This window comes from Rarobacter incanus, from assembly GCF_006715765.1.
GTDB lineage: Bacteria > Actinomycetota > Actinomycetes > Actinomycetales > Cellulomonadaceae > Rarobacter > Rarobacter incanus.
Map to the genome: position 1 here is coordinate 409,386 of NZ_VFNV01000001.1, position 22,457 is coordinate 431,842.

At 66.1% G+C, this 22,457-nt stretch carries 20 protein-coding genes; 4 read left to right on the top strand and 16 right to left on the bottom strand.

Translation table 11 applies throughout. From position 1 onward, the window contains the following. Positions 1 to 98 precede the first annotated feature (98 nt). The 10 genes from der to FB389_RS01705 form a co-directional block, all read right to left on the bottom strand. On the bottom strand, positions 99 to 1,676 hold the full coding sequence (gene der, locus FB389_RS01660) for a ribosome biogenesis GTPase Der (protein ID WP_142111075.1): 1,578 nt from the start codon (positions 1,674 to 1,676) through the stop codon (positions 99 to 101). Positions 1,677 to 1,696: 20 nt separating this feature from the next. Beyond that, positions 1,697 to 2,359, bottom strand: a complete 663-nt coding sequence (locus FB389_RS01665) for a lysophospholipid acyltransferase family protein (RefSeq protein ID WP_142111076.1) — start codon at positions 2,357 to 2,359, stop codon at positions 1,697 to 1,699. Then, complete coding sequence (gene cmk / locus FB389_RS01670; RefSeq protein WP_246043468.1) at positions 2,359 to 3,105, bottom strand: (d)CMP kinase; 747 nt, start codon at positions 3,103 to 3,105, stop codon at positions 2,359 to 2,361. The genes FB389_RS01665 and cmk overlap by 1 nt, the downstream gene beginning before the upstream one ends. Then, the gene (gene aroH, locus FB389_RS01675; protein WP_142111077.1) at positions 3,102 to 3,464 is read right to left on the bottom strand and encodes a chorismate mutase; all 363 of its coding nucleotides are present in this window, start codon (positions 3,462 to 3,464) and stop codon (positions 3,102 to 3,104) included. The genes cmk and aroH overlap by 4 nt, the downstream gene beginning before the upstream one ends. 64 nt (positions 3,465 to 3,528) lie before the next feature. After that, the gene (locus FB389_RS01680) at positions 3,529 to 4,383 is read right to left on the bottom strand and encodes a pseudouridine synthase (protein WP_142111078.1); all 855 of its coding nucleotides are present in this window, start codon (positions 4,381 to 4,383) and stop codon (positions 3,529 to 3,531) included. After that, positions 4,380 to 4,958: an SMC-Scp complex subunit ScpB gene (scpB, locus tag FB389_RS01685; protein ID WP_142113405.1), complete on the bottom strand. Its 579-nt coding sequence runs from the start codon at positions 4,956 to 4,958 to the stop codon at positions 4,380 to 4,382. Before scpB ends, FB389_RS01680 begins: the two co-directional genes overlap by 4 nt. Positions 4,959 to 5,216: 258 nt before the next feature. Next, positions 5,217 to 6,068 (bottom strand): segregation and condensation protein A, encoded by an 852-nt coding sequence (locus FB389_RS01690; RefSeq protein ID WP_142111079.1) that lies wholly within the window; start codon positions 6,066 to 6,068, stop codon positions 5,217 to 5,219. Next, complete coding sequence (locus FB389_RS01695) at positions 6,052 to 6,867, bottom strand: ParA family protein (protein ID WP_142113407.1); 816 nt, start codon at positions 6,865 to 6,867, stop codon at positions 6,052 to 6,054. The genes FB389_RS01690 and FB389_RS01695 overlap by 17 nt, the downstream gene beginning before the upstream one ends. A gap of 102 nt (positions 6,868 to 6,969) precedes the next feature. After that, positions 6,970 to 7,887, bottom strand: a complete 918-nt coding sequence (gene xerD / locus FB389_RS01700) for a site-specific tyrosine recombinase XerD (protein ID WP_211344930.1) — start codon at positions 7,885 to 7,887, stop codon at positions 6,970 to 6,972. 10 nt (positions 7,888 to 7,897) lie between these two features. Then, on the bottom strand, positions 7,898 to 8,818 hold the full coding sequence (locus FB389_RS01705; protein WP_142113410.1) for a heme o synthase: 921 nt from the start codon (positions 8,816 to 8,818) through the stop codon (positions 7,898 to 7,900). 475 nt (positions 8,819 to 9,293) lie between these two features. Between FB389_RS01705 and tkt the strand changes: the two genes are divergently transcribed. The 4 genes from tkt to pgl all read left to right on the top strand — a co-directional run bounded on the left by tkt (position 9,294) and on the right by pgl (position 15,023). Continuing rightward, positions 9,294 to 11,402 (top strand): transketolase, encoded by a 2,109-nt coding sequence (gene tkt, locus FB389_RS01710; protein ID WP_142111080.1) that lies wholly within the window; start codon positions 9,294 to 9,296, stop codon positions 11,400 to 11,402. A gap of 234 nt (positions 11,403 to 11,636) precedes the next feature. After that, positions 11,637 to 13,175, top strand: coding sequence for a glucose-6-phosphate dehydrogenase (gene zwf / locus FB389_RS01715; RefSeq protein WP_142111081.1), 1,539 nt, complete (start codon positions 11,637 to 11,639; stop codon positions 13,173 to 13,175). A 44-nt stretch (positions 13,176 to 13,219) separates the two neighbouring features. Continuing rightward, the gene (locus FB389_RS01720) at positions 13,220 to 14,164 is read left to right on the top strand and encodes a glucose-6-phosphate dehydrogenase assembly protein OpcA (protein WP_142111082.1); all 945 of its coding nucleotides are present in this window, start codon (positions 13,220 to 13,222) and stop codon (positions 14,162 to 14,164) included. Positions 14,165 to 14,273: 109 nt separating this feature from the next. Beyond that, on the top strand, positions 14,274 to 15,023 hold the full coding sequence (gene pgl / locus FB389_RS01725) for a 6-phosphogluconolactonase (RefSeq protein WP_142111083.1): 750 nt from the start codon (positions 14,274 to 14,276) through the stop codon (positions 15,021 to 15,023). Positions 15,024 to 15,456: 433 nt separating this feature from the next. Here the strand turns inward: pgl and secG are convergent, their stop codons facing one another. From secG to FB389_RS01755, 6 genes are all read right to left on the bottom strand, one after another. After that, entirely contained in the window at positions 15,457 to 15,702 is a 246-nt protein-coding gene (secG, locus tag FB389_RS01730; protein WP_142111084.1) for a preprotein translocase subunit SecG, read from the bottom strand. A 128-nt stretch (positions 15,703 to 15,830) separates the two neighbouring features. Beyond that, positions 15,831 to 16,616 (bottom strand): triose-phosphate isomerase, encoded by a 786-nt coding sequence (gene tpiA, locus FB389_RS01735; protein WP_142111085.1) that lies wholly within the window; start codon positions 16,614 to 16,616, stop codon positions 15,831 to 15,833. 132 nt (positions 16,617 to 16,748) lie between these two features. Beyond that, positions 16,749 to 17,954, bottom strand: coding sequence for a phosphoglycerate kinase (locus FB389_RS01740; protein ID WP_142111086.1), 1,206 nt, complete (start codon positions 17,952 to 17,954; stop codon positions 16,749 to 16,751). Between the two features lie 397 nt (positions 17,955 to 18,351). Further along, positions 18,352 to 19,359 carry a type I glyceraldehyde-3-phosphate dehydrogenase gene (gene gap, locus FB389_RS01745; protein ID WP_142111087.1) on the bottom strand — a complete coding sequence of 336 codons (1,008 nt, stop codon included), beginning with the start codon at positions 19,357 to 19,359 and terminating at the stop codon, positions 18,352 to 18,354. A 307-nt stretch (positions 19,360 to 19,666) separates the two neighbouring features. Beyond that, on the bottom strand, positions 19,667 to 20,647 hold the full coding sequence (gene whiA, locus FB389_RS01750; protein WP_142113412.1) for a DNA-binding protein WhiA: 981 nt from the start codon (positions 20,645 to 20,647) through the stop codon (positions 19,667 to 19,669). Between the two features lie 783 nt (positions 20,648 to 21,430). Beyond that, complete coding sequence (locus FB389_RS01755) at positions 21,431 to 22,456, bottom strand: gluconeogenesis factor YvcK family protein (protein ID WP_142111088.1); 1,026 nt, start codon at positions 22,454 to 22,456, stop codon at positions 21,431 to 21,433. Position 22,457 lies beyond the last annotated feature (1 nt).

Below are 22,457 nucleotides of genomic sequence, written 5' to 3' on the forward strand. Positions count from 1 at the left end.
CTTGAAGATGTTACCCCACTTTTGCCCCGAACTGGGAATCGCACTTCGGAGCGTCCCCCACAGCCAAGGCCGAATGCGGACAAACTCGCCCCGCACAGCTACTTCCGCTTGCGGCGCTCGCGGACGCGCACCGAGATTTCGATGGGCGTCCCCTCGAACCCGAACGTCTCGCGCAGGCGCCGCTCGATGAACCGGCGATACTGCGGGTCCAGGAACCCTGACGCGAAGATCACGAACCGCGGCGGGCACGCCGACGCCTGCGTGGCGAACAGGATCCGCGGTTGTTTGCCGCCGCGAACCGGGTGCGGGTGGGCGGCGACCAGTTCACCCAAGAACGAGTTCAGCCTCCCCGTTGGGATACGCCGCTGCCACGATTCCAGGGCGGTTTCAAGGGCAGGCACCAGCTTGTCGGCGTGCCATCCCGTCTTGGCGGAAAGGTTGACGCGGCGCGCCCAGCGGACCTGGACCAGATCCTTGTCGATTTCGCGCTCCAGGTAGGGGCGCCGGTCCTCGTCCATCAGGTCCCACTTGTTGTACGCGATAACCAGCGCGCGCCCGGCGTCGATGACCTGCTGCACGACGCGGATGTCCTGCTCGGTCATGGGCACGGATGCATCAACCAACACGACCGCCACTTCGGCGCGTTCGATCGCGGTTTGCGTGCGCAGGGAGGCGTAAAAGTCGGCCCCGCGGGTCTGGTGCACCCGGCGGCGGATCCCCGCGGTGTCTACGAACAGCCACGGTTCGCCGCGCAGTTCGATGATTTCGTCGACGGGGTCGCGGGTGGTCCCGGCCGTTTCATCGACGACGACACGGTTTTCCCCGGCGACCTTGTTTAGCAGCGATGACTTGCCGACGTTGGGGCGTCCGACTAGTGCGACGCGGCGCGGCCCGTCGGGCCGCGCGATGGCGTGCGCAGATTTGGTGGGCAGCACGGCCATGGCGGCGTCCAGCAGATCGCCGATACCGCGACCGTGCAGGGCGGATACGCCCACGGGTTCACCCAGGCCCAGTCCCCATAGGGCGGCGGCGTCGGCCTCCAGGCCGGGGCCGTCGACCTTGTTCGCCGCCAAGATGATGGGCTTTCCGGATCGCCGCAGCAGCCGCACGACCTGCTCGTCCGTGTCGGTTTGCCCGACGGACGAGTCAACGACGAAGATCACCGCGTCGGCCTGGTCGATGGCGACCTCGGCCTGTTCGGCAACCTTCGCGTCCATGCCTGCCACGTCCACCTCCCACCCGCCGGTGTCGACCAGCGTGAAGCGTCGCCCGGCCCATTCGGCCGGGTATGAAACGCGGTCGCGGGTCACCCCGGGCTTGTCTTCGACAACGGCCTCGCGGCGCCCGATGATCCGGTTGACCAGCGTCGACTTGCCCACGTTGGGGCGGCCAATGATGGCCAGCACGGGAAGCGCCTCAAGGGCCGGGCGGTCCAGGTCGTCGTATTCGCCCGCCAGCAGCCCCAGGTCCTCGTCGTCGAGTTCATAGTCGGCCAGCCCGGCGCGCAGCGCCTCTTCGCGGGCCGCGTCGTCCGCGCTCTGCCCGAAAGCATCTGCGGCTAGGGAGCCGTCGGGTCCGGCCGACACCGCGCCGGCAGCAGGGTCGTCCGCGGGCGCCTCCACGTTGCTGGGGGCGGCGGTGGCCTCGTCGAAATTGGGCGAATTGCTCGGTGTCATGCCCCTATTGTCGCAGTGTTCTACACCGATTCGATGCCAGGCACCACGACGCCGTGCTTTTCGCGTGCGCGCGCCACCGCGTCCGCCAGGCGTTCACGCAGTTCCGCATTGCCCCGCGCCAACGCGATCTTGCCGGATTCCCCGGGCTTCTTGGTCACGGTAAACGGCTGCCCGAACTCGACGACTAGCCGGCGGCGCGGCCGGGGAACCTTGGAGACGGATTCGCCTTCGTGCCGCGTGCCGAGGATCGCCGTGGGCACGATCGGGGCGCCGGTGACCATGGCGAGCCAGGTGGCGCCGCCGTGCACGTCGTCGACCTGCCCCAAACCGCGCGATCCTTCGGGGAAGATGCCAACCCCAGCGCCGCGTCGCAGCAACGACCGCGCGACGAGCAGAGATTCCTTGCCGTTGCCGCGATCGACGGGAATTTGCCCGGATGCACGCAGCACGGCGCCCAGCGGCCCAGAGAACATCTCTTGCTTGACAAGGATGTTGAGCGGGCGCGGGCTAACCCCCGCCAGGACTGGTCCGTCGATGACGCCCGTGTGGTTGCCGGCGACGATCACCGGGCCGGACGGCGGCACCAGATCGCGCCCTATGACCGTCGTGTTCCACACGCCGTGCGCCAGGAACCACCCCACGGCCCGCGACCACGCGGGAACCTTGCCGGGTTCGGCGGCCATTACGGGGTGACTGGCCGCGCAGGCGCGTGCTTGGCGACGATCCGGAGCGCGGCGGCCACGGTCTGATCGAAGTCCAGATCGGACGAGTCCAGCGTCACCACGCCATCGGCCGCCACGGTGAACTGCGTGACGGTTGAATCATCGCGGTCGCGCCGCACAACCTGGTCCCGCATGGAATCGACGGCCTCCTTGTTCGCGGTCCCGTTGACCTCGAGGGAACGGCGCGCCAGGCGGGCTTCCTCGGATGCGGTCAGCAGGATGCGCACGTCTGCGTCGGGCGCAACGACGGTGGTGATGTCCCGTCCCTCGGCGACGATCCCCCGGCCGGCCGAAAACCCGCCCGTGGCGCGTTCCTGGTCGATGATGGCCCGCTGGCGCGCGCGCAATTCGCCGCGCACGTCGAGATTGGTGGCCACCTTGGACACGTTCGTGGTGACATCCGCGCTGCGAATCGCGTCGGCCACGTCGATCCCGTCCAGTTCCACCCCCGGGCTCACGGGGTCCAGCACCTGGACCAGCGGCATGTCCTTAACTGCGCGGGCGACGGCCACCTGGTCATCCAGCGCGATCCCCCGCCCCATGACCCACAGGGTTGCAGCACGATACATGGCGCCGGTGTCGAGGTAGGCAAGCCCCAGGGAACGCGCCACGGCCTTCGACACGGATGATTTACCGGACCCGGATGGACCATCAATGGCAATCGACAGTGGGTGGACCAGGGAGAGGTCGGTCGCAGCGTCGGTCACTGTGCTATGTCCTTTCGCAGCACGGTTGCCCCGTGCAGGTAGATGTGGCGAATCTGGTCGCGCGCGGTGTCGGTGTTGGCGTGCATCATCAGGCGCACGACGCGTGGCAGCGCGTGCGGGACAGCTATTTCGACGGCGCACATCAGGGGCACCGAGCCCATTCCCATGTCGCGCGCGGCAGCGGCCGGGAAATCGGCGACTAGGTCCGGGGTCGCCGTGAATATGACGGAGATGAGGTCGTCGGTGCTCAAACCATTCGCGTCAAGAACCGCACCCACCAGTTCCTTTGTCCGCTGCGCCATGTGGTCGCGTTCGTCGATGTCCAACTGCGTGGCGCCGCGGATCGCCCTGACTGCCATGTCTAACCCGTCCTTTACCTGTTTTCATCGTCGCCGGTAGCCCCGCGCCACCGCCGTACCCGCCCTACAGCCCGACGAGGCTAAGGAGCTGGCCAACCTCCGTGTTCGAGAGCACGCGCGTGCTGCCCGGCCGGATTGTGTCAAGCCTAATGGGGCCGAACTGCGTGCGGACAAGACGATTGACCGGGAAGCCGACGGCGGCGAACATGCGCCGCACGATGCGGTTGTGGCCCGAGTGCAGCGTGACCTCGACCTGCGAGTCCGTGCCGTTGTAGTCGATGAACCGGTACGAGTCGAGCTTTGTCACGCCGTCTTCCAATTCCACCCCGGCAAGCAGGCGCTTCGCGGCCCCCTGCGGGATGCGCCCCTCCACCTGCACCAGATAGCGCTTGGTTACCTCATAGGAAGGGTGCGTGAGGCGGTGCGCCATTTCGCCGTCGTTTGTCAGCAGCAGCACGCCCTCGGAGTCGGTGTCCAGGCGTCCGACGTGGAAGAACCGCTCGGAGCGGTTGTAGACGTATTCTGCGACGGTGGGTCGCCCCTCGCTTTCTTGCAGCTCCATGGTCGTCACGACCCCGGCGGGCTTGTTCAGGACGACGGTCACCTTGGAATCATCGACGTGGATGCGCATCCCGTCAACCTCAATGGCCTGCGTCTTGGGGTCGACGCGTACCCCCAGCTCCGTGACCTGCTGGCCGTCTACCGACACGCGCCCCTGCGCGATCAGTTCCTCGCAGGCGCGCCGGGATCCGACGCCCGCCTGGGCCATCACCTTTTGCAGGCGGGTGCCGTCGGCGACGTGCACGTCAACGGCTGGTTGCTTCTTGCCGCCCTGCGCCGCGCGCCCCCGCTCCGCGGAGGCCTCACGGGTGCGCGGATTGTGTGCTGGCTTGCGGCGTCCGCCGCGAGTGGTACTCATGATGACTCCTTGATCGCGCTATCGAGCGCGTCGAATTCGGGTAGGTGCGGGGCGAGCGGGGGTAACTCGTCCAAGGTCGACATACCCATTCTCTCCAAAAAATACGCGGTCGTGCCGTAGAGCAGGGCCCCACTACCTTCATCGGATCCCAGCTCCGCGATCAGGCCGCGGGTCGTCAGGGTGCGTACCACCCCATCGACGTTGACCCCGCGGATCGCTGAAATCTGTCCGCGTGTCACCGGCTGACGGTACGCCACAATCGCCAAAGTTTCCAACGCCGCCTGTGTCAGGCGGGCCGATTGGCCGTCCAGAACGAACTTTGCGACCACGTCCGCGAAGGGTGCGGCGCTGTAGATCCGCCATCCTCCGGCCACCTCCCGCAGCGCAAATCCGCGCGGGCGCGCGCCGCCCTTGCCCTCGTATTCGGCGGCAAGGGACGCCAGTTGCGCGGTGACCTGCCCGAGCGGGCGCCGGGTCAGTGCAGCCAATTCGCGTGCGGTTATGGGCTGGTCGACGACCATCAGGATCGCTTCGAGGGCGGCGGGCAGCCCGCCCGGCAGCCGATCAACATCCATCACCGGCAGCGCATCTTGCTCGTTCACGTCCCCACCTCCCCGCTTCCTCCCCCATCATTTCCCCCGCCAATCCAGCCGCGTGGAACCGCGACCGGCGGACCATCGCTTCCCCACCGCATGGAACCGCGACCGGCGGACCATCGCCTCCCCACCGCGTGGAACCGCGACCGGCGGACCATCGCCTCCCCACCGCACGACCCATGCGGCCCGAGACAAAACCCGCGGCCCGGCAGCCACCGCGCGCTGCCCGCTGTCCCATCAATCGGCTCCCCCATCGTCGTCGAAGGAGCTGCCCTGCGCAAAGACCCCGCGCGCAAGGGACTCATCGTCCAGGGATCCGGTGAACCGCACAGTCAGCTCCCCCAGCGGCGTGATCTGCTCAAATGAGACCAACCGGTCGCGGAACAGCTCCAGCAAAGCCAGGAACCGTCCCACGACGATGAGCGCACTCGTAGCGTCCGACACCAACGATCTGAACGAGGCCACCTTCTCCTGCCGCAACCTGCCGATAATGATTGCCGCCTGCTCGCGAACCGAAACGGCCGGCGCATGCAGGTGATCCAGGGAAACGGTCGCCTGCGCCTGCGGGCGGCTCAGTGCCCGCTCGGCAATGGCGGCGAAATCGCTCGCGCCGATGCTCCACACCAGCTCAGGCAGCAGCGCCGCGAACTGCGGTTCAAGGGCGACCGACCTGGGGAACCAGCGGCCCTGCTCCGTCAGGCGCGCCCCGATCGCCTCCGCAACCTCGCGGTAGGCGCGGTATTGCAGCAATCGGGCAAACAGCAGGTCGCGCGATTCGAGTAGTTCCAGGTCGTCGGGGTCCTCGTCCCCGTATGTTGGAAGCAGCCTGGCCGCCTTGAGGTCCAGTAGGGTGGCGGCGATCACCAGGAACTCGCTGGTTGTGTCGAGTACCCAGTCACCCCCGGCCCGCATGGTGGCGATGAATTCGTCGGTGACCTGCGCCAGGGCAATTTCGGTGACGTCGAGCTTGTGCTTGGCGATCAGCGACAGCAAAAGGTCGAACGGTCCGGTGAAGTTGGCGAGCCGAACCTCGAAATCACCGACCTTGTGCGGCGCGGGACCTAAAGCGTCCTCAGGCGGCGTCGCCACGGGCGATCAGCTCGCGCGCCAGTTGCCGGTAGGCCTGCGCTCCCGCGTGGTTGGGCGCGTAACTGGTGATGGGTTCCGCGGCGACGGAGGCATCCGGGAACTTGACCGTGCGGTTGATGACGGTGTGCAACAGGTTGTCGCCGAAGGCCTCGTAGACGCGTTCTACGACCTCGCGTGCGTGCAGCGTGCGCGGGTCGTACATGGTCGCGACGATCCCATCGATCTTGAGGCGCGGGTTGAGGCGGTCGCTCACCTTCTCGATCGTTTCGACCAACAGGGCGACCCCGCGCAGCGCAAAAAACTCACATTCCAGCGGAATCAGGACGCCGTGCGCCGCCGTCAGCGCGTTCACCGTCAACAGGCCCAGGGACGGTTGGCAGTCGATCAAGATGACGTCGTATTCGCCGGCAACGTCGCGCAGAATCCGCGCCAAGACCGATTCGCGGGCAACCTCCCCGACCAACTGCACCTCGGCCGCGGATAGGTCGATGTTGGCCGGAATGATGTCCAGACCGGGAACGCGCGTGTGCTGGACGGCGCCGTGCACGTCGGGACGGGCGGCCATCAGCAGCGTGTAGATGGTGTTGTCCAGGTCGTGGACCGGAACACCGAGGCCGACGCTCGCCGCGCCCTGCGGGTCGAAGTCAACGATCAGCACCTTGCGACCGTATTCCGCAAGCGCAGCGGCAAGGTTGATGGTGGTGGTTGTCTTGCCGACCCCACCCTTTTGGTTGCACATCGCGATGATGCGCGCGGGTCCGTGCCCATTGAGAGGCCTGGGCGCGGGGAAAACCGGCATCGGCCGCCCCACGGCATCTACGGAACTAGATGTCGGAAGCGAATCGCCAAGGTCAAGCTCATCTGGATTGGTCACGTCAATACGCTACCGCAGGTCGGCCCGCTACGTGTTGAGTGCGCGCGGGTGACTGGTCAGATACACCTCGCGCAAGTGGTCGGCGGTCACCCGCGTGTAAATCTGCGTCGTGGCGACGGAGGCGTGCCCCAGCAATTCCTGCACCACGCGAATGTCCGCACCGCCCTCCAGCAGGTGGGTTGCGAATGAATGGCGCAGAACGTGCGGGGAGACGTGGACGTCGCCGTTCGGAAAGGCGGTGCGCACTGCGTCTTGCAACACCGCCCAGGCGGATTGGCGCGATAGGGGCCGCCCGCGCGCCCCCAGGAACAGCGCCGGCGTACCCCTGCCCAACGCCGCCAGCGCGGGCCGTCCGCGGACCAGGTAGGCGCCGAGCGCACGCGCCGCATACGACCCGACCGGCACGACCCGTTCCTTGTCGCCCTTGCCGATGAGGCGAACCTCCATGTCACCCGCGTCGAGGTTCACGTCGTCGACCGCCAGCCCGACGGCCTCGGAAATCCGGGCCCCTGTCGCGTACAGGAATTCCAGCAGTGCGCGGTCACGCAGTCCCAGTGGTGTTAAGGACGAGGGCGCCGCGAGCAACCGTTCCACCTGATCGGTGCTCAGTGCCTTGGGCAGCTTCTTCGGCAGCGCCGGAGGCCGCAGGTTCGCGGTTGGGTCTGCGGGGACGATGGCCTCGTCCACCAAAAATCTGTATAGACCGCGGATTGCGGCCAGAGCGCGGGCGGTCGACGTCACCGAAAGTGGCGCGGTGTCCTGGGTGCCGGTGCGCAACTCGCCCAGGTAGGCCTCGATATCGAGTGATGTTGCGGAATCGACGGCGAGGCCGCGGGTCAGCAGGTAGGCGTTGAAACGCTTCAGGTCGCGCCGGTACGAGCGCACCGAGTTGTCGGCCAGGGAACGCTCGACGCGCAGGTAGTCCAGGTAGTCGTCGATCACCACGGAAGTTCGATTACCACGGCAAGAAGACGTCGACCGCGATCGCCACGAAAAGGCCCGACAGGTAGGTGATCGAGCCGTGGAAGACTCGCATGGCGTCCGCCTTACCCAGTTCCGGGTGATCGATGCGGCGCAGCAGCGAGATGCACGACCACGTGAACCAACCACCCAGGGCGATCGCCGCGATGCCGTAGACAAAGGTCATGTGCGCCACCGGCCACAGGAGCAAAGTCGCGGCGACCATCGCAAGACAGTAGGCAATCATTTCGACCGCGACGCGCCGCTGGGTGGCGACCACGGGAAGCATCGGCACGCCCGCTTTTTCGTAGTCGGCCCGGAACTTCATCGAAAGCGGCCAGTAGTGCGGCGGCGTCCAGAAGAAAATGACCAGGAACAGCAAGAATGCAGGCCACTGAACCGTGTTCGTCACGGCGGCCCACCCGATGAGTACCGGCATGCAGCCTGCAGCGCCACCCCAGACGATGTTTTGGGGGGTGCGCCGCTTGAGAATCAGCGAGTAGCCAACGACGTAGATCAGGATCGCGATCAGGGTCAGCACCGCCGACAGCGGGTTGATCACGAACCAGAACCAGACCAGCGAAAAGACTCCCAGGACGGTGCCGAAGGTCAGCGCGGCGCGTCCGGAAATCTGTCCCGTCGCCAAGGGACGGCGCTTGGTGCGGCGCATGAGTGAATCGATGTCGCGGTCGATGTAGCAGTTGAACACGCCGGACGCACCCGCGGATGCGTAACCGCCGATCAGGGTCGCGATGACCAGCCACAGGGACGGGAATCCATCCTTGGCCAAAATCATCGTCGGGATTGTCGCGACGAGCAGAAGTTCGATGACGCGCGGCTTAGTGAGCGCGACGTATGCGGCGGCGGTATCGAGGAAGGCACTGAACCGGGCTTGTTTGGCCCCCTGCTGCGTCAGTGGGGCCCCCGGGGTCGCGCTCTTGCGGCCGGTTTGGGACTTGGTGCCGGTAGCAGCCTGTGGCCCGCCGCGCCCGGTGGCGCCCGCGGGAGCCTTGTCGCCGGCAGGGACCGAGCGCTTCGCGGTGGGAAGGTCGCCTGCGGCCGCAAGGTCTGAACTGTGCACGCTGCTTCCAGCTCCGTTCCCGAGTCGGTGGACGCGCGCATTGCGCACACGCCATAACCGAATCAGTTTAGTCGATGCATGGACAAATCTGGGTGCGGCGGGGTCCAACGTCCCACATTCGTTTCGTAAACTGGGACACAAACGACCGAATATAGGACAAGTCGGTGGGACGCTATAGGCTTGTGAGGTTGTGAACAAACGGGGCGCCAAAAAGGGCCGCCGCCCGGGCCGCCCATGGCCCCACACCCGGGCCGCAGTTTGGCGCCGCACACCAAGAATTATCGCACCAATGGAAGGTTAGGCACGCATAGTGAATGCCCCAGCACCTCGTAGCAGCACCGTGGGATGGACCGATCTGGATGTTCAGGCCGTCAACGTCACGCGGGCATTGGCGGCGGATGCCGTCGAAAAGGTGGGCAACGGTCACCCCGGCACTGCCATCTCGCTGGCCCCCGTGGCTTACCTGCTCTACCAAAACTGGCTGCGGCATGACCCGTCGGACACAACCTGGTGGGGTCGCGATCGCTTCATTCTGTCGTGCGGGCATTCGTCCCTGACTCAGTACATCCAGTTGTACCTGGGCGGATTTGGTCTTGAGCTCAGCGACCTGGAATCGCTGCGCACCTGGGATTCGCTGACGCCCGGGCACCCGGAATACCGCCACACCAAGGGCGTTGAGATCACCACCGGCCCCCTGGGGCAGGGCCTTGCGAGCGCCGTCGGATTCGCTGCGGCGCAGCGCCGCGTGCGCGGGCTGTTCGACGTCGAAGCGCCCGAAGGCACCAGCCCGTTCGACCACCGCGTGTTCGTTCTGGCCTCCGACGGCGACCTGCAAGAGGGCGTGACTTCCGAGGCCGGATCCTTCGCGGGAACGCAGGGCCTGGGGAACCTGGTCGTCATCTGGGACGACAACCACATCTCCATCGAGGGCGACACCAAGATCGCTTTCACCGAGGACGTCATCGCCCGCTACAAGTCCTACGGCTGGGATGTCCAGCTCGTGGATTGGACGGCCGGCCCCGACGGATATGTCGAGGACGTCGACGCGCTGAACAACGCGATCGCCGCCGCCGTAGCCGTCAACGACAAGCCGTCGTTGATCGCGCTGCGCACGATCATCGCGTGGCCCTCCCCCACGAAGCAGAACGATCACTCGTCGCACGGCTCGAAGCTGGGCGCCGCGGAGGTTGCGGGCCTCAAGGAGGTTCTGGGGCAAGATCCCGAGGCGAAGTTCAACGTTCCCGGCCCCGTCATCGAGCACACCCGCAAGCTCATCGAGCGCGGGCAGGCCGCACACAAGGAATGGGACCAGAAATTCGCCGAATGGCGAGCTGCCAACCCCGCGGGTGCGGAGTTGTTCGACCGCCTCGCCGCGCGCGAACTCCCGGCGGGCTGGACGGACGCACTCCCCACGTTTGAGGCGGGCGGCTCGGTGGCCACGCGCGCGGCCTCGGGCAAGGTCCTCACGGCGCTGGCACCGGTGCTGCCGGAGCTGTGGGGTGGGTCGGCCGACCTGGCCGGGTCCAACAACACCACGATGGCGGGTGAACCTTCGTTCATTCCACAGAAGTTTTCAACGCACGAGTTCCAAGGCAACCCGTACGGGCGCACCCTGCACTTCGGCATCCGCGAACACGGCATGGGCGCGATCCTGTCGGGAATCACGCTATCCGGGCTCACCCGCCCTTACGGTGGGACGTTCTTCCAGTTCTCGGACTACATGCGCGGTGCGGTGCGACTCGCCGCGTTGATGGACATCCCGGTCACCTACGTGTGGACGCACGACTCGATAGGACTGGGCGAGGACGGCCCGACCCACCAGCCCATCGAGCACCTGGCCGCCACCCGCGCGATCCCGAATCTTTCGATCGTGCGCCCGGCCGACGCAAATGAAACCGTCGCGGCCTGGAAGGCGATCCTAGAGCGGGATCGCGGTCCCGTCGGCCTGATCCTGACAAGGCAAAACGTGCCGACGTTCCCGCGCGGCACCGACGGCTTCGCGACGACCGACGACTTTGCGCGCGGCGCCTACATCCTCCAAGAATCGTCGACCGAAACCCCGCAGGTGATCTTGATCGGCACGGGTTCCGAAGTCCAGCTTGCGGTCGAGGCCCGCACGGAACTCGAAGCGGCCGGAATCGGCACCCGCGTGGTCAGCGCTCCGTGCTTGGAGTGGTTCGACGAGCAGGACGCGGCATACCGCGAACACGTGCTGCCCGCCGCGGTGACCGCGCGCGTCAGCGTCGAGGCCGGGCTGGCCCTGTCCTGGTACAAGTACCTGGGGACCGCTGGCCGCGCCGTGAGCCTGGAACACTACGGCGCATCCGCCTCCTCGGAGGTCCTGTACGAAAAGTTCGGCATCACGTCCGCCGCGGTGGTCTCGGCCGCGCGCGAATCGCTGGCCGCCGCGACCGCGTAGCTTCCGCGCCCGCATCAGGCGGTCGCACGCCGCCCGCGGTGTGCGGTCCGGCAGCCACCAGCAGGCGGTCCGGCAGCCACCAGCGGGCGGTCCGACAGGATCGCGGCGGTTTACCGGAGGTCCCGTCGGCGCGTCCCCGCGGCGCGCCGACGGGACCCCGCAATCGCGTGGACGGGGTGGCGGAAGAGGCGGAACTCGTCCTTGAATAATTCTTTACTAAGGAGTGGTAGATAGGTGTCTAGGCCAGCGAAAGTGAGCCCCGACCACAACCCGCTGCGCGACCCGCGCGACCTGCGCCTTCCGCGCATCGCCGGGCCGTGCGGGCTGGTCATCTTCGGCGTCACGGGTGACCTCGCGCGCAAAAAGCTCATGCCCGCCGTCTACGACCTGGCGAACCGCGGCCTACTGCCGCCCGGGTTCGCGCTAACGGGTTTCGCGCGTCGCGAATGGGAGGACCAGGACTTCGCGGAGGTGGTCCACGAGGCCGTCAAGCAATACGCGCGCACGCCGTTTCGCGAATCCACCTGGAAGCAGCTAGCCGAAGGCATCCGCTTCGTGCAAGGCACCTTCGACGATCCCGCCGCGTTCGAACGCCTGAGCGAAACCGTCCACGAGCTCGATCGCGACCGCGGCACTCGCGGCAACCACGCCTTCTACCTGTCCGTTCCCCCTGGTTCGTTCCCGCTGGTGTGCAAGCAGTTGGCCGCATCCGGCCTGTCCAAGTCGCCGCAGGACGCCTGGCGGCGTGTCATCATCGAAAAACCATTCGGGCACGACCTGGAGTCATCGCGCGAACTCAACGACGTCGTCTCCGAGGTGTTTACGCCCGATTCCGTCTTCCGCATCGATCACTACTTGGGCAAAGAAACCGTCCAGAACCTGCTCGCGTTGCGCTTCGCAAACCAGTTGTACGAGCCCATCTGGAACGCTCACTACGTCGACCACGTGCAAATCACCATGGCCGAGGACATCGGCATTGGCGGCCGCGCCGGGTACTACGACGGCATTGGCGCTGCGCGCGACGTCATCCAAAATCACCTGTTGCAGCTCCTGGCGTTGACCGCCATGGAGGAACCCGTGTCGTTCGATGCGGAGGCCCTGGTTGCCGAAAAGCTCAAGGTGCTATCGGCGGTGCGGCTGCCGCGCGACCTGTCGCGGCACACCGCCCGCGGCCAGTATCTGGGCGGTTGGCAGGGCGGCGAGGAAGTCCTGGGATACCTCGAAGAGAAGGGCATCGACCCCGCCTCGACCACGGAGACCTTCGCCGCGATCCGCTTGGACATCGATACGCGGCGTTGGGCCGGGGTGCCGTTCTACCTGCGGGCCGGCAAGCGCCTGGGGCGCCGCGTCACCGAAATCGCGGTGGTCTTCAAACGCGCCCCGCACCTGCCGTTCGAAACGTCGTCCGAACTTGGGCAAAATGCGATCGTGATCCGCGTTCAACCCGACGAGGGGGTGACGATCAAGTTCGGTTCGAAGGTTCCCGGAACCGCCATGGAGGTCCGCGATGTCACCATGGACTTCGGCTATGGACACGCTTTCACCGAGGCGTCCCCCGAAGCATACGAACGGTTGATCTTGGACGTGCTGCTGGGTGACCCTCCCCTGTTCCCGCGCCACGAAGAGGTCGAACGATCGTGGGAAATCCTTGACCCGATCGAGCAGCATTGGGCAACTAAAGGTAGGCCGGATCAGTACCGTGCAGGCACGTGGGGGCCCGCCAGCGCCGACGCCATGCTAGCGCGCGACGGGCGCGTGTGGCGCCGCCCATAAACTTCGATGACCGATGGCTTTTTGATTGCAATGAGGTGTAAACGATGATCGTCGAACTAGCCGGCACAACGGCGCAGGTCGTGGCGAAGCGACTGGTGAAACTGCGCGACGAGGGCGGTGCCGTGGCGCTTGGCCGCGTGCTGACGCTCATAGTGGTCGCGGCCGCAGATGACGTCGAAATAGCAGTCGAGGCGGCCAATGCGGCCAGCCGCGAACACCCGTGCCGGGTCATCGTGGTCAGCCCCGGGGACACGGAATCCGCGCCGCGGCTCGACGCGCAGATCCGCGTGGGCGGCGACGCCGGGGCCTCCGAAGTGATCATTCTGCAGGCCGCCGGGGCGTTGATCGGGCACATCGACACCTTGGTGATTCCTTTACTATTGCCGGATACGCCCATTGTGGCTTGGTGGCCTCGTGAATTGCCCGCGTCCGCGGCCGAGAATGCGATCGCCGATTTGGCGCACGCGATCATCACGGATTCCGTCAATTCCGCGGACCCGCGTGCCGTGCTGGAAAGCCTGCGTCAGGCTCACCGACCCCAGCAAACGGACCTGGCGTGGACGCGGGCGACCGTGTGGCGCGGGTTGCTGGCGGCCGCGCTCGACCAGGCACCGTTCGAACCCGTCCACGGCGCGGTCGTGGAGGGCGACGCCGACCACCCCTCGCTCGATTTGATCGCCGCGTGGCTGGCCCAGTACCTGAGGGCGCCCGTGTCGATTCGGCGCGTCGACGATGCGCAGGCGGTCACGAAGGTCGTATTGACGCGCGCCAGCGGGGACATCGTCATCTCGCGCCCGGAAGGCGCCGTCGCCACGCTGTGCCAGCCCGATCAGCCCGAGCATCGTATCTCGCTTCCCGTCCGCACGCTCCGCGAATGCTTGGCCGAAGAACTGCGGCGGCTCGACCCGGACGAGGTCTACGGCGAGGTCCTGACGAAGGGTTTGGCGCGCCTAGATGGCTGGGACAAAGTACCGTCGGTAGGTAAGTAGTTCGTCCGTGTTGTCCCACCCACCCCGTTTCGCTGCGGCACTGGCGTTGCCCCGGTAGGGGCGCTGGCTCGTATCGCTAGCGCCACCGGCCCGTTTTGAGGAGTCTTCGATGACCGGTAGTCCCCTTGTAGTTGTCCACCCGGATGCCACAACGCTGGCCGACGGCGTTGCCGCGCGGCTGCTGACCCGGCTGCTCGACATCCAGTCCGTCAGGTCCCCAATCCACGTCGTTGTGACGGGAGGGACCCTTGGCATAGCGTCGTTGGCCGCGGTCGCGCGCAACCCACTGGTGTCCGCGATCGATTGGTCTGCCGTGCATTTTTGGTGGGGGGACGAGCGCTACGTTCCGGCCGGGGACCCCGACCGCAATGAGGGCCAGGCCCGCGCGGCGCTGCTTGATTTCCTTGTTTCTTCCCACGGCCTGCCGCCCAGGAACGTGCATGTCGCGCCGTGCTTCCGCGACACCGTCGGTGTGGAAGAGGCCGCCCTTGCCTATGGGTCCGACTTGAACGAGTTCGCGCCGGTCGGCGGTTCCCTGCCGTCCTTCGACGTGCTGATGCTGGGCGTCGGCCCGGATGCCCACGTCGCTTCCCTGTTCCCGGGGCACCCGGGACTGTCGCGTACGGGTATCACTACGGGGATTGAAGACTCGCCCAAGCCGCCTCCCCTGCGTATCACCTTGACGCTTGACGCGATCAACACCGCTCGCGAGGTGTGGCTGATTGCCTCCGGCGCATCGAAGGCCGATGCGGTTGCCCGCGCCCTGGGCTCGGCGCCCGTCGACGAGGCTCCCGCCGGCCACGTCCACGGGACCGAGCGCACGCTGTGGCTGGTTGACGCCGCTTCGCTGGGCGAGTAGCGCGCACTCGAACCAAAACCCCGCACTCGACGACCCCGCTGGTCGAGTTGCCCGCGCAGCGGGCGTATCGAGACCACCCCCACACGCCCCGACCCCGCTGGTCGAGTTGCCCGCGCAGCGGGCGTATCGAGACCACCCCCGCACTCGACGACCCCGCTGGTCGAGTTGCCCGCGCAGCGGGCGTATCGAGACCACCCCCGCACTCGACGACCCCGCTGGTCGAGTTGCCCGCGCAGCGGGCGTATCGAGACCACCCCCACACGCCCCGACCCCGCTGGTCGAGTTGCCCGCGCAGCGGGCGTATCGAGACCACCCCCACGCGCGCCTCGCGCGCCCCTTCCAGCCACGCGCCTCCCCGGGCAAGCAAAAAGGTGGCCGCCACGCCAAGCGTGGCGGCCACCCCAAAGGAAAACCGTGTCGGCAGTTCCGCCGATCAGTACCCGAACTTTTGCAACAGCCCGACTAGGACGATCGAGACGAACCAGACAACCGAAAATCCGATCGTGATTCGGTTTAGGTTGCGTTCGGCGACACCGGAAGAGCTGGCAGACTGAGCGATTCCGCCACCGAACATGTCGGCAAGACCGCCACCTTTGCCCTTGTGGAGCAGGATGAGGAGGACAAGGAAAGCACTGGTGATGAGCATGATCACCTGAAGCACAATCAGCAGAATACCCACTGTTTCAACAACTCTCGTGTGGTGTGACGTGCACTTCGACAACGAAGAGCACTGCGGACAACGCCTACAAGTCTACGGCATGGCGCATGCAACTGCGTGCACCATGCCGCAAACTCGGTCAATTAGTGTCAGGCAACCTTGTAGAAGCTCGCGATGCGCGCAAATTCTTCGGGGTCGAGGCTGGCGCCGCCGACCAGACCACCATCGATGTCCTTCTCCGCCATCAGTTCGACGATGGAGCTGGACTTGACGGACCCGCCGTAAAGCACGCGCACGACGTCGGCAACGCTCTGGTCGTACAGTTCGGCCAGACGGCCGCGGATCGCCCCAATGACTTCCTGTGCGTCGGCGGGCGTCGCGACCTCACCGGTTCCGATGGCCCAGACGGGCTCGTACGCGATGACGATCTTGGCTGCTTCCTCGGCCGAAAGCCCGGCGAGCGCGCCATCAACCTGGGCGAGCGTGTAGGCAACGTGCTCCCCGGCCTTGCGGATGTCCAGGCCTTCTCCGACGCACACGATCGGTGTCAGGTCGTGATCCAGGGCAGCCTTTGTCTTCGCGGCGACAATCTCGTCGGTCTCGCCGTGGTACTGGCGACGCTCCGAGTGGCCGACGGCAACGAAGGTCACACCCAACTTCGCCAGGAAGACGGGGGAAATTTCGCCGGTGTAGGCGCCAGAAACGTGCTGCGAAACGTCCTGCGCTCCGTACTTGACACCCATCTTGTCGGCGTCAACAACGGTCTGGATCGAACGCAGGTCGGTGAACGGCGCAAGGACCGCCACCTCCACTGCGGAGTAGTCGTGCTTGGCGTCCTTGAGCGTGAAGTCAAGCTTTTGCACCTGGTGGACTGCCTCGAGGTGGTCGAGGTTCAACTTCCAGTTGCCCGCGATGAGCGGCGTACGGGTTGCCACGATAGTGGTCTCCTTTTGATTTGGTGGGTGGCGGCGCGTGCGGCGCCGCCACCACGGGTGAAACGGGCGGATTGATTCCAGGACTTCAATGGGCGCGCCGCCGCAGCGACGTGCAGCGGTGCGCGACCCACATCAGGATTCGAGAACAGCGATTCCCGGCAGTTCCTTGCCCTCAAGGAACTCGAGCGAGGCGCCGCCACCGGTGGAGATGTGCGAGAAACCAGCCTCGTCGAAGCCAAGGATACGAACTGCGGCAGCAGAGTCGCCGCCACCGACGACGGAGAACGCGCCGTCCTTCGTGGCGTCGATGATGCCCTGCGCGACGGCGCGGGTGCCACCGGCAAACGATGCGAACTCGAACACTCCGGCCGGGCCGTTCCACACGATAGTCTTGGCGTCGGCGAGCTTCGATGCGAACAGCTTCTGTGATTCGGGGCCGATGTCCAGACCCATCTGGTCGGCGGGAATCGCGTCGGCGGCAACAACGGTCGCGGGAGCGTCAGCTGCGAATTCGGGCGCAACGACAACGTCAACGGGCAGCACGATCTCTACGCCCTTCTCGGCGGCGGTCGCTAGGTAGCCCTTGACGGTGTCGATCTGGTCGGCCTCCAACAGGGACTTTCCAACCGAGTAACCCTTGGCGGCCAGGAACGTGAACGCCATGCCGCCACCGATGAGCAGGCGGTCGGCCTTGTCGAGCAGGTTGGAAATAACGCCGAGCTTGTCGGAAACCTTTGATCCACCAAGCACCACGACGTAGGGACGGGCGGGGTTCTCGGTTGCCTTCTTCAGGGATTCGACCTCCTTGAGAACCAGCAGGCCGGTGGCCGCGGGCAGGCGCTTCGCGATGTCGTAGACCGACGCCTGCTTGCGGTGCACGACGCCGAATCCGTCGGAAACGTAGGCGTCGGCCAGCGCAGCGAGCTCGTCGGCCAGCGCCCCGCGCTCCGCCTCGTCCTTGGACGTTTCGCGGGCGTCGAAACGCACGTTTTCGAGCAGCGCAACGTCGCCATCCTTGAGTCCGGCGACTACCTCGTGCGCGGAGGGACCGACCAGGTCAGAGGCGAGCGCCACGGGCTGTCCTAGCAGTTCGCTGAGGCGAGCGGCAACGGGCGCCAGCGAGAACTTCGGGTCGGGCGTGCCCTTCGGGCGTCCCAGGTGTGCGACCAGGATGACTTTGGCGCCGTCAGCGATCAGGGTCTTGATGGTCGGAAGCGCCGCGCGGATGCGTCCATCGTCCGTGATGGTGCTTCCGTCGAGCGGAACGTTGAAGTCTGAACGGACCAGAACGCGCTTGCCGCGTAGGTCTCCGAGCGACTCGATGGTCTTTACTGCCACTGGTGTCTCCTTGTGGAACGGCGCCTCGCGCCGCGGCGAGGCATTTCGGTTGCGGTTCTGCGTCCGGCAGTTTGGGATTTTTTCAGGACGAGCGCCCCGCCCGCCGACACCCACCAAACACTGAGAGGGAACTCGGCGCACTGTGACCGGGTATGTGCCGCGGGCCCCGCGATCCGTCAAGAGCGGTGATAGTCCGCGACCCTCGAGACTGCCCGGCGAACACTGTCGCACTGCCGGAGGCGAGCCCGGGAGCCTCGCAACGCACCCGCGTGGGTGCGGTCTGCCTGCCCGGTTGCCCGCCTTGAAGAAAGAGCAACGTCCGCGTGCGCCGCGGCTGAGTGCCACCTGCGCACGCGGACGTTGCTATATCACTGACTGATTGAGCGTGAACTCAAGATCAGAGGCGAGCACCAACGTACTCGGTCAGCTTGACGAGGCTGTTGGAGTAGCCCCACTCGTTGTCGTACCAGGAAACGATCTTCACCAGGTTGCCGTTGGAAACACGGGTCAGCTTGGCGTCGAAGATGCTCTGGTGCGGGTTGGAGACGATGTCCGACGAAACGATCTCGTCTTCGGTGTACTCCAGCGTGCCCTTCAGCGCGCCCTCGGCGGCGGCCTTGACGGCAGCGTTGACCTCGTCGACGGTGACGTCCTTCGATGCCTCGAACGTCAGGTCGGTGGCCGAACCGGTGATAACGGGAACGCGAAGCGCGAAGCCGTCCAGCTTGCCCTTGAGCTCGGGCAGAACCAGGGCAACAGCCTTGGCGGCACCGGTCGAGGTCGGGACGATGTTCTGCGCAGCGGCGCGGGCACGGCGCAGGTCGCGGTGCGGGCCATCCTGCAGGTTCTGGTCACCGGTGTAGGCGTGAACCGTGGTCATCAGGCCCTTGTTGATCCCGATGGCGTCGTTGAGCGCCTTGGCAACGGGGGCGAGGCAGTTCGTGGTGCACGAAGCGTTCGAGATCACGTTCTGGGTGGCGGGGTCGTAGTCGGTGTGGTTCACGCCGACAACGAACGTGCCGTCCTCGTTCTTGGCGGGGGCGGAGATGATGACCTTCTTGGCGCCACCGTCGATGTGTGCCTTCGCCTTGGTTGCATCGGTGAAGAAGCCGGTCGACTCGATCACGATGTCGGCACCCAGCTCGGCCCAGGGCAGGTTTGCCGGGTCGCGCTCTTCGAGTGCGCGGATCTTCTTGCCATCAACGATGATGTTCTCATCGTCGTAGTCCACCGACAGCGGCAACCGGCCAAGTACGGTGTCGTACTTGAGCAGGTGTGCGAGCGTCTTGTTGTCGGTCAGGTCGTTAACACCGACGATCTCGATGTCTGCGCCCGACGCCACAATGGCGCGGAAGAAGTTACGGCCGATGCGGCCGAAGCCGTTGATACCGACGCGAACTGTCACTATGCCCTCCTCAGGGAACGCCGGCGGTGACCGGCGCATACGGTTGATGTGATTCAGCGCGCGCATGACACGCACTGACGTGTCGACTATCGGATTCTCCCCCTCGAAACCCGCAGCACGCCGTTGCGTTTACGCGCCTTTTGGTGTCGAATCCGTGTCCTTATGACATGTTCGAGCCTATAACCTCTGGGGCAAGAATTCCCGGGACCTACGTCCAAGGGGTTCGAGACCGAACCTCGAAACAGTCACAACGACTACTTTACCGTCCCGTTGAACATTCGGAGCAATTTGGGTGGCCTCGTCCCATTTATTCATCTAAAAGTTCCGGAGACAGGCTCTCTTCCGTGTCGGGGATTCCAAGCTCGCTTGCGTGGCGGTCCGCCGTGGACAGCAACCGGCGGATGCGTCCGGCGATCGCGTCCTTGGTGAGGGGCGGGTTGGCCTGCTGACCCAATTCTTCCAACGAGGCCTCCCGATGCGCCAAACGCAACTCGCCGGCTTCGCGCAGGTGTTCGGGGACATCTTCGCCCAGGATTTCGAATGCTCGTTCGACGCGGGCGCTTGCGGCGACGGCCGCCCGCGCGGATCTGCGCAGGTTTGCGTCGTCGAAGTTGGCGAGCCGGTTGGCCGTGCCGCGGACCTCGCGCGTGGCACGGCGTTCCTGCCACGCCTGCAAGGAGGTGCGGGCACCCATCGCGCGAAGCAGTTGTGCGATCGCGTCGCCCTCGCGGATGACCACGCGGTCAACGCCGCGCACCTCGCGGGATTTGGCGGAGATTCCGAGGCGGCGCGCCGCGCCGACCAGCGCCATTGCGGCTTCCGCGCCGGGGCAGGTTACTTCAAGGGCGGTGGACCTGCCGGGCTCGGTCAGCGAGCCGTGGGCCAGGAACGCGCCGCGCCATGCCGCTTCGATTTCCTCGCGCCCGCCCGCGACGACCTGGGGCGGCAGACCTCGCACGGGGCGTCCGCGCACGTCAAGCAGGCCGGTCTGCCGGGCAAGGGTTTCCCCGTCGCGGACGACCCGCACGACGTATCGGGCGTTGCGCCTGATGCCGCCGGCGGACACCACGATCAAGTCGGATTGATGCCCGTACACCTCCAGGATCGCGTCGCGCAGCCGTTGCGATGCCGTCTCGCAATCAAGTTCCGCCTCGATGACGATCCGCCCGGAAATGATGTGCAAACCACCGGAAAACCTAAGTGTTGCCGCCACTTCCGCCTTGCGGCATGCGACCTTGTCAACGTGAACTCGCGCGAGTTCTTCCTTCACCTCACCCGTCAAAGCCATGGGGACAATAATGACACCCCGCGCCCGTTGGTTCGACCCGGCCCACCCCCGCCGGTCGAGTTGCCCGCACAGCGGGCGTATCGAGACCACCCCCGCACCAGGCGACCCCCGCCGGTCGAGTTGCCCGCACAGCGGGCGTATCGAGACCACCCCCGCACCAGGCCACCCCTGCTGGTCGAGTTGCCCGCGCAGCGGGCGTATCGAGACCACCCCCGCACCAGGCCACCCCTGCTGGTCGAGTTGCCCGCACAGCGGGCGTATCGAGACCACCCCCGCACCAGGCCACCCCCGCTGGTCGAGTTGCCCGCGCAGCGGGCGTATCGAGACCACCCCCGCACCAAATTGATCTCGATACACGCCTCCGGCGCACTCGATCAACGAACCATCCCGCACTCGATCAACGAACACAAACCACCGCACTCAGCGACCCCGCTGGTCGAGTTGCCCGCGCAGCGGGCGTATCGAGACCACCCCCGCACCACGCGACCCCGCTGGTCGAGTTGCCCGCGCAGCGGGCGTATCGAGACCACCCGCGCACCAAATTGATCTCGATACACGCCTCCGGCGCACTCGATCAACGAACACAAACCACCGCACCAGCCCCCCCCCCGCCGGTCGAGTTGCCCGCGCAGCGGGCGTATCGAGACCACCCCCGCACCAAAGATTGATCTCGATACACGCCCCCGGGCGCACTCGATCAACGAACCATCCCGCACTCGATCAACGAACCATCCCGCACTCGATCAACTAACCATCCCGCACTCGATCAACGGCGGGCGGCATCTAGTCGGCGTCCTCGACGCCAAAAATGTCCCGGTACGCCGCGGCGAGGCGAAGCCTCGCGTGGCGCGGGCTCCCATCGGAACGCCGCAGGTCGTTGACGACAATTCGCGCGCCGAGGCGCGCGGCCGCCGACCGCATTAAGCGGGGTGATGTGTACTGCGTTGTGTCGACCAGCACAGCGTCGAATCGGACGTCGGGGGCGTGCGCGTGCAGCGCATCGAGCTGATCGACGGGAGTCATGCCGAAGGACTCGTCGTCAAGCATCCCGATGTTCGCCGTCAGCAGGCGGTGCGCGGGTGACGCGATTATCGCCTCGCGCAACTTCGGCACGATGAAGTGCGGCATGACCGAAGAAAACCACGATCCGGGTCCGAACACGAGCCAGTCGGCGCTGGCAACCGCGTCTAGGACCTCGTCTGGCACGGCGGGATCCTCGGGCGTGAGACCGATCTGCGTGATCCGCCCGGACGCAAGCGCAACGTTGCTTTGCCCCACCACGATGTGGGATTTCCCGTCGCTTTCAACGTGGGCCCGGATTTCGAGCGGGACGGCCGCCATCGGCAGGACGCGCCCGCGCGCGCCGAGCAGGCGCGCGATCCAGTCAAGGCCCTCAACGTTGTCGCCCAAAAGCTCCCACAACGCCAAGATCAGCAGGTTCCCGACAGCGTGCTGGTTCAGCGGGCCATCGGAGTCGAACCGGTATTGCAGCACGTCACGCCAGGTTTGACCCCATTCCGAGTCGTCACACAGCGCCGAAAGCGCCATCCGCAGATCGCCGGGTGGCAGCTCGCCAAATTCCTCGCGGAGTCTGCCCGATGATCCTCCGTCGTCGGCAACGGTCACGACAGCGCTGATCCGGTCGGTAACCAGGCGCAACGCGCCGAGGGTCGCCGCGAGCCCGTGCCCGCCGCCGAAGGCGACGACGGATGGACGGGTGTCAACGTGCCGGGGCGTGGGGTCCGGAATGGCAGCGGAAGCCACCGGGATCGCGCCCGTCGCCGGAGAATTGGTGCGAATGGGACCCATT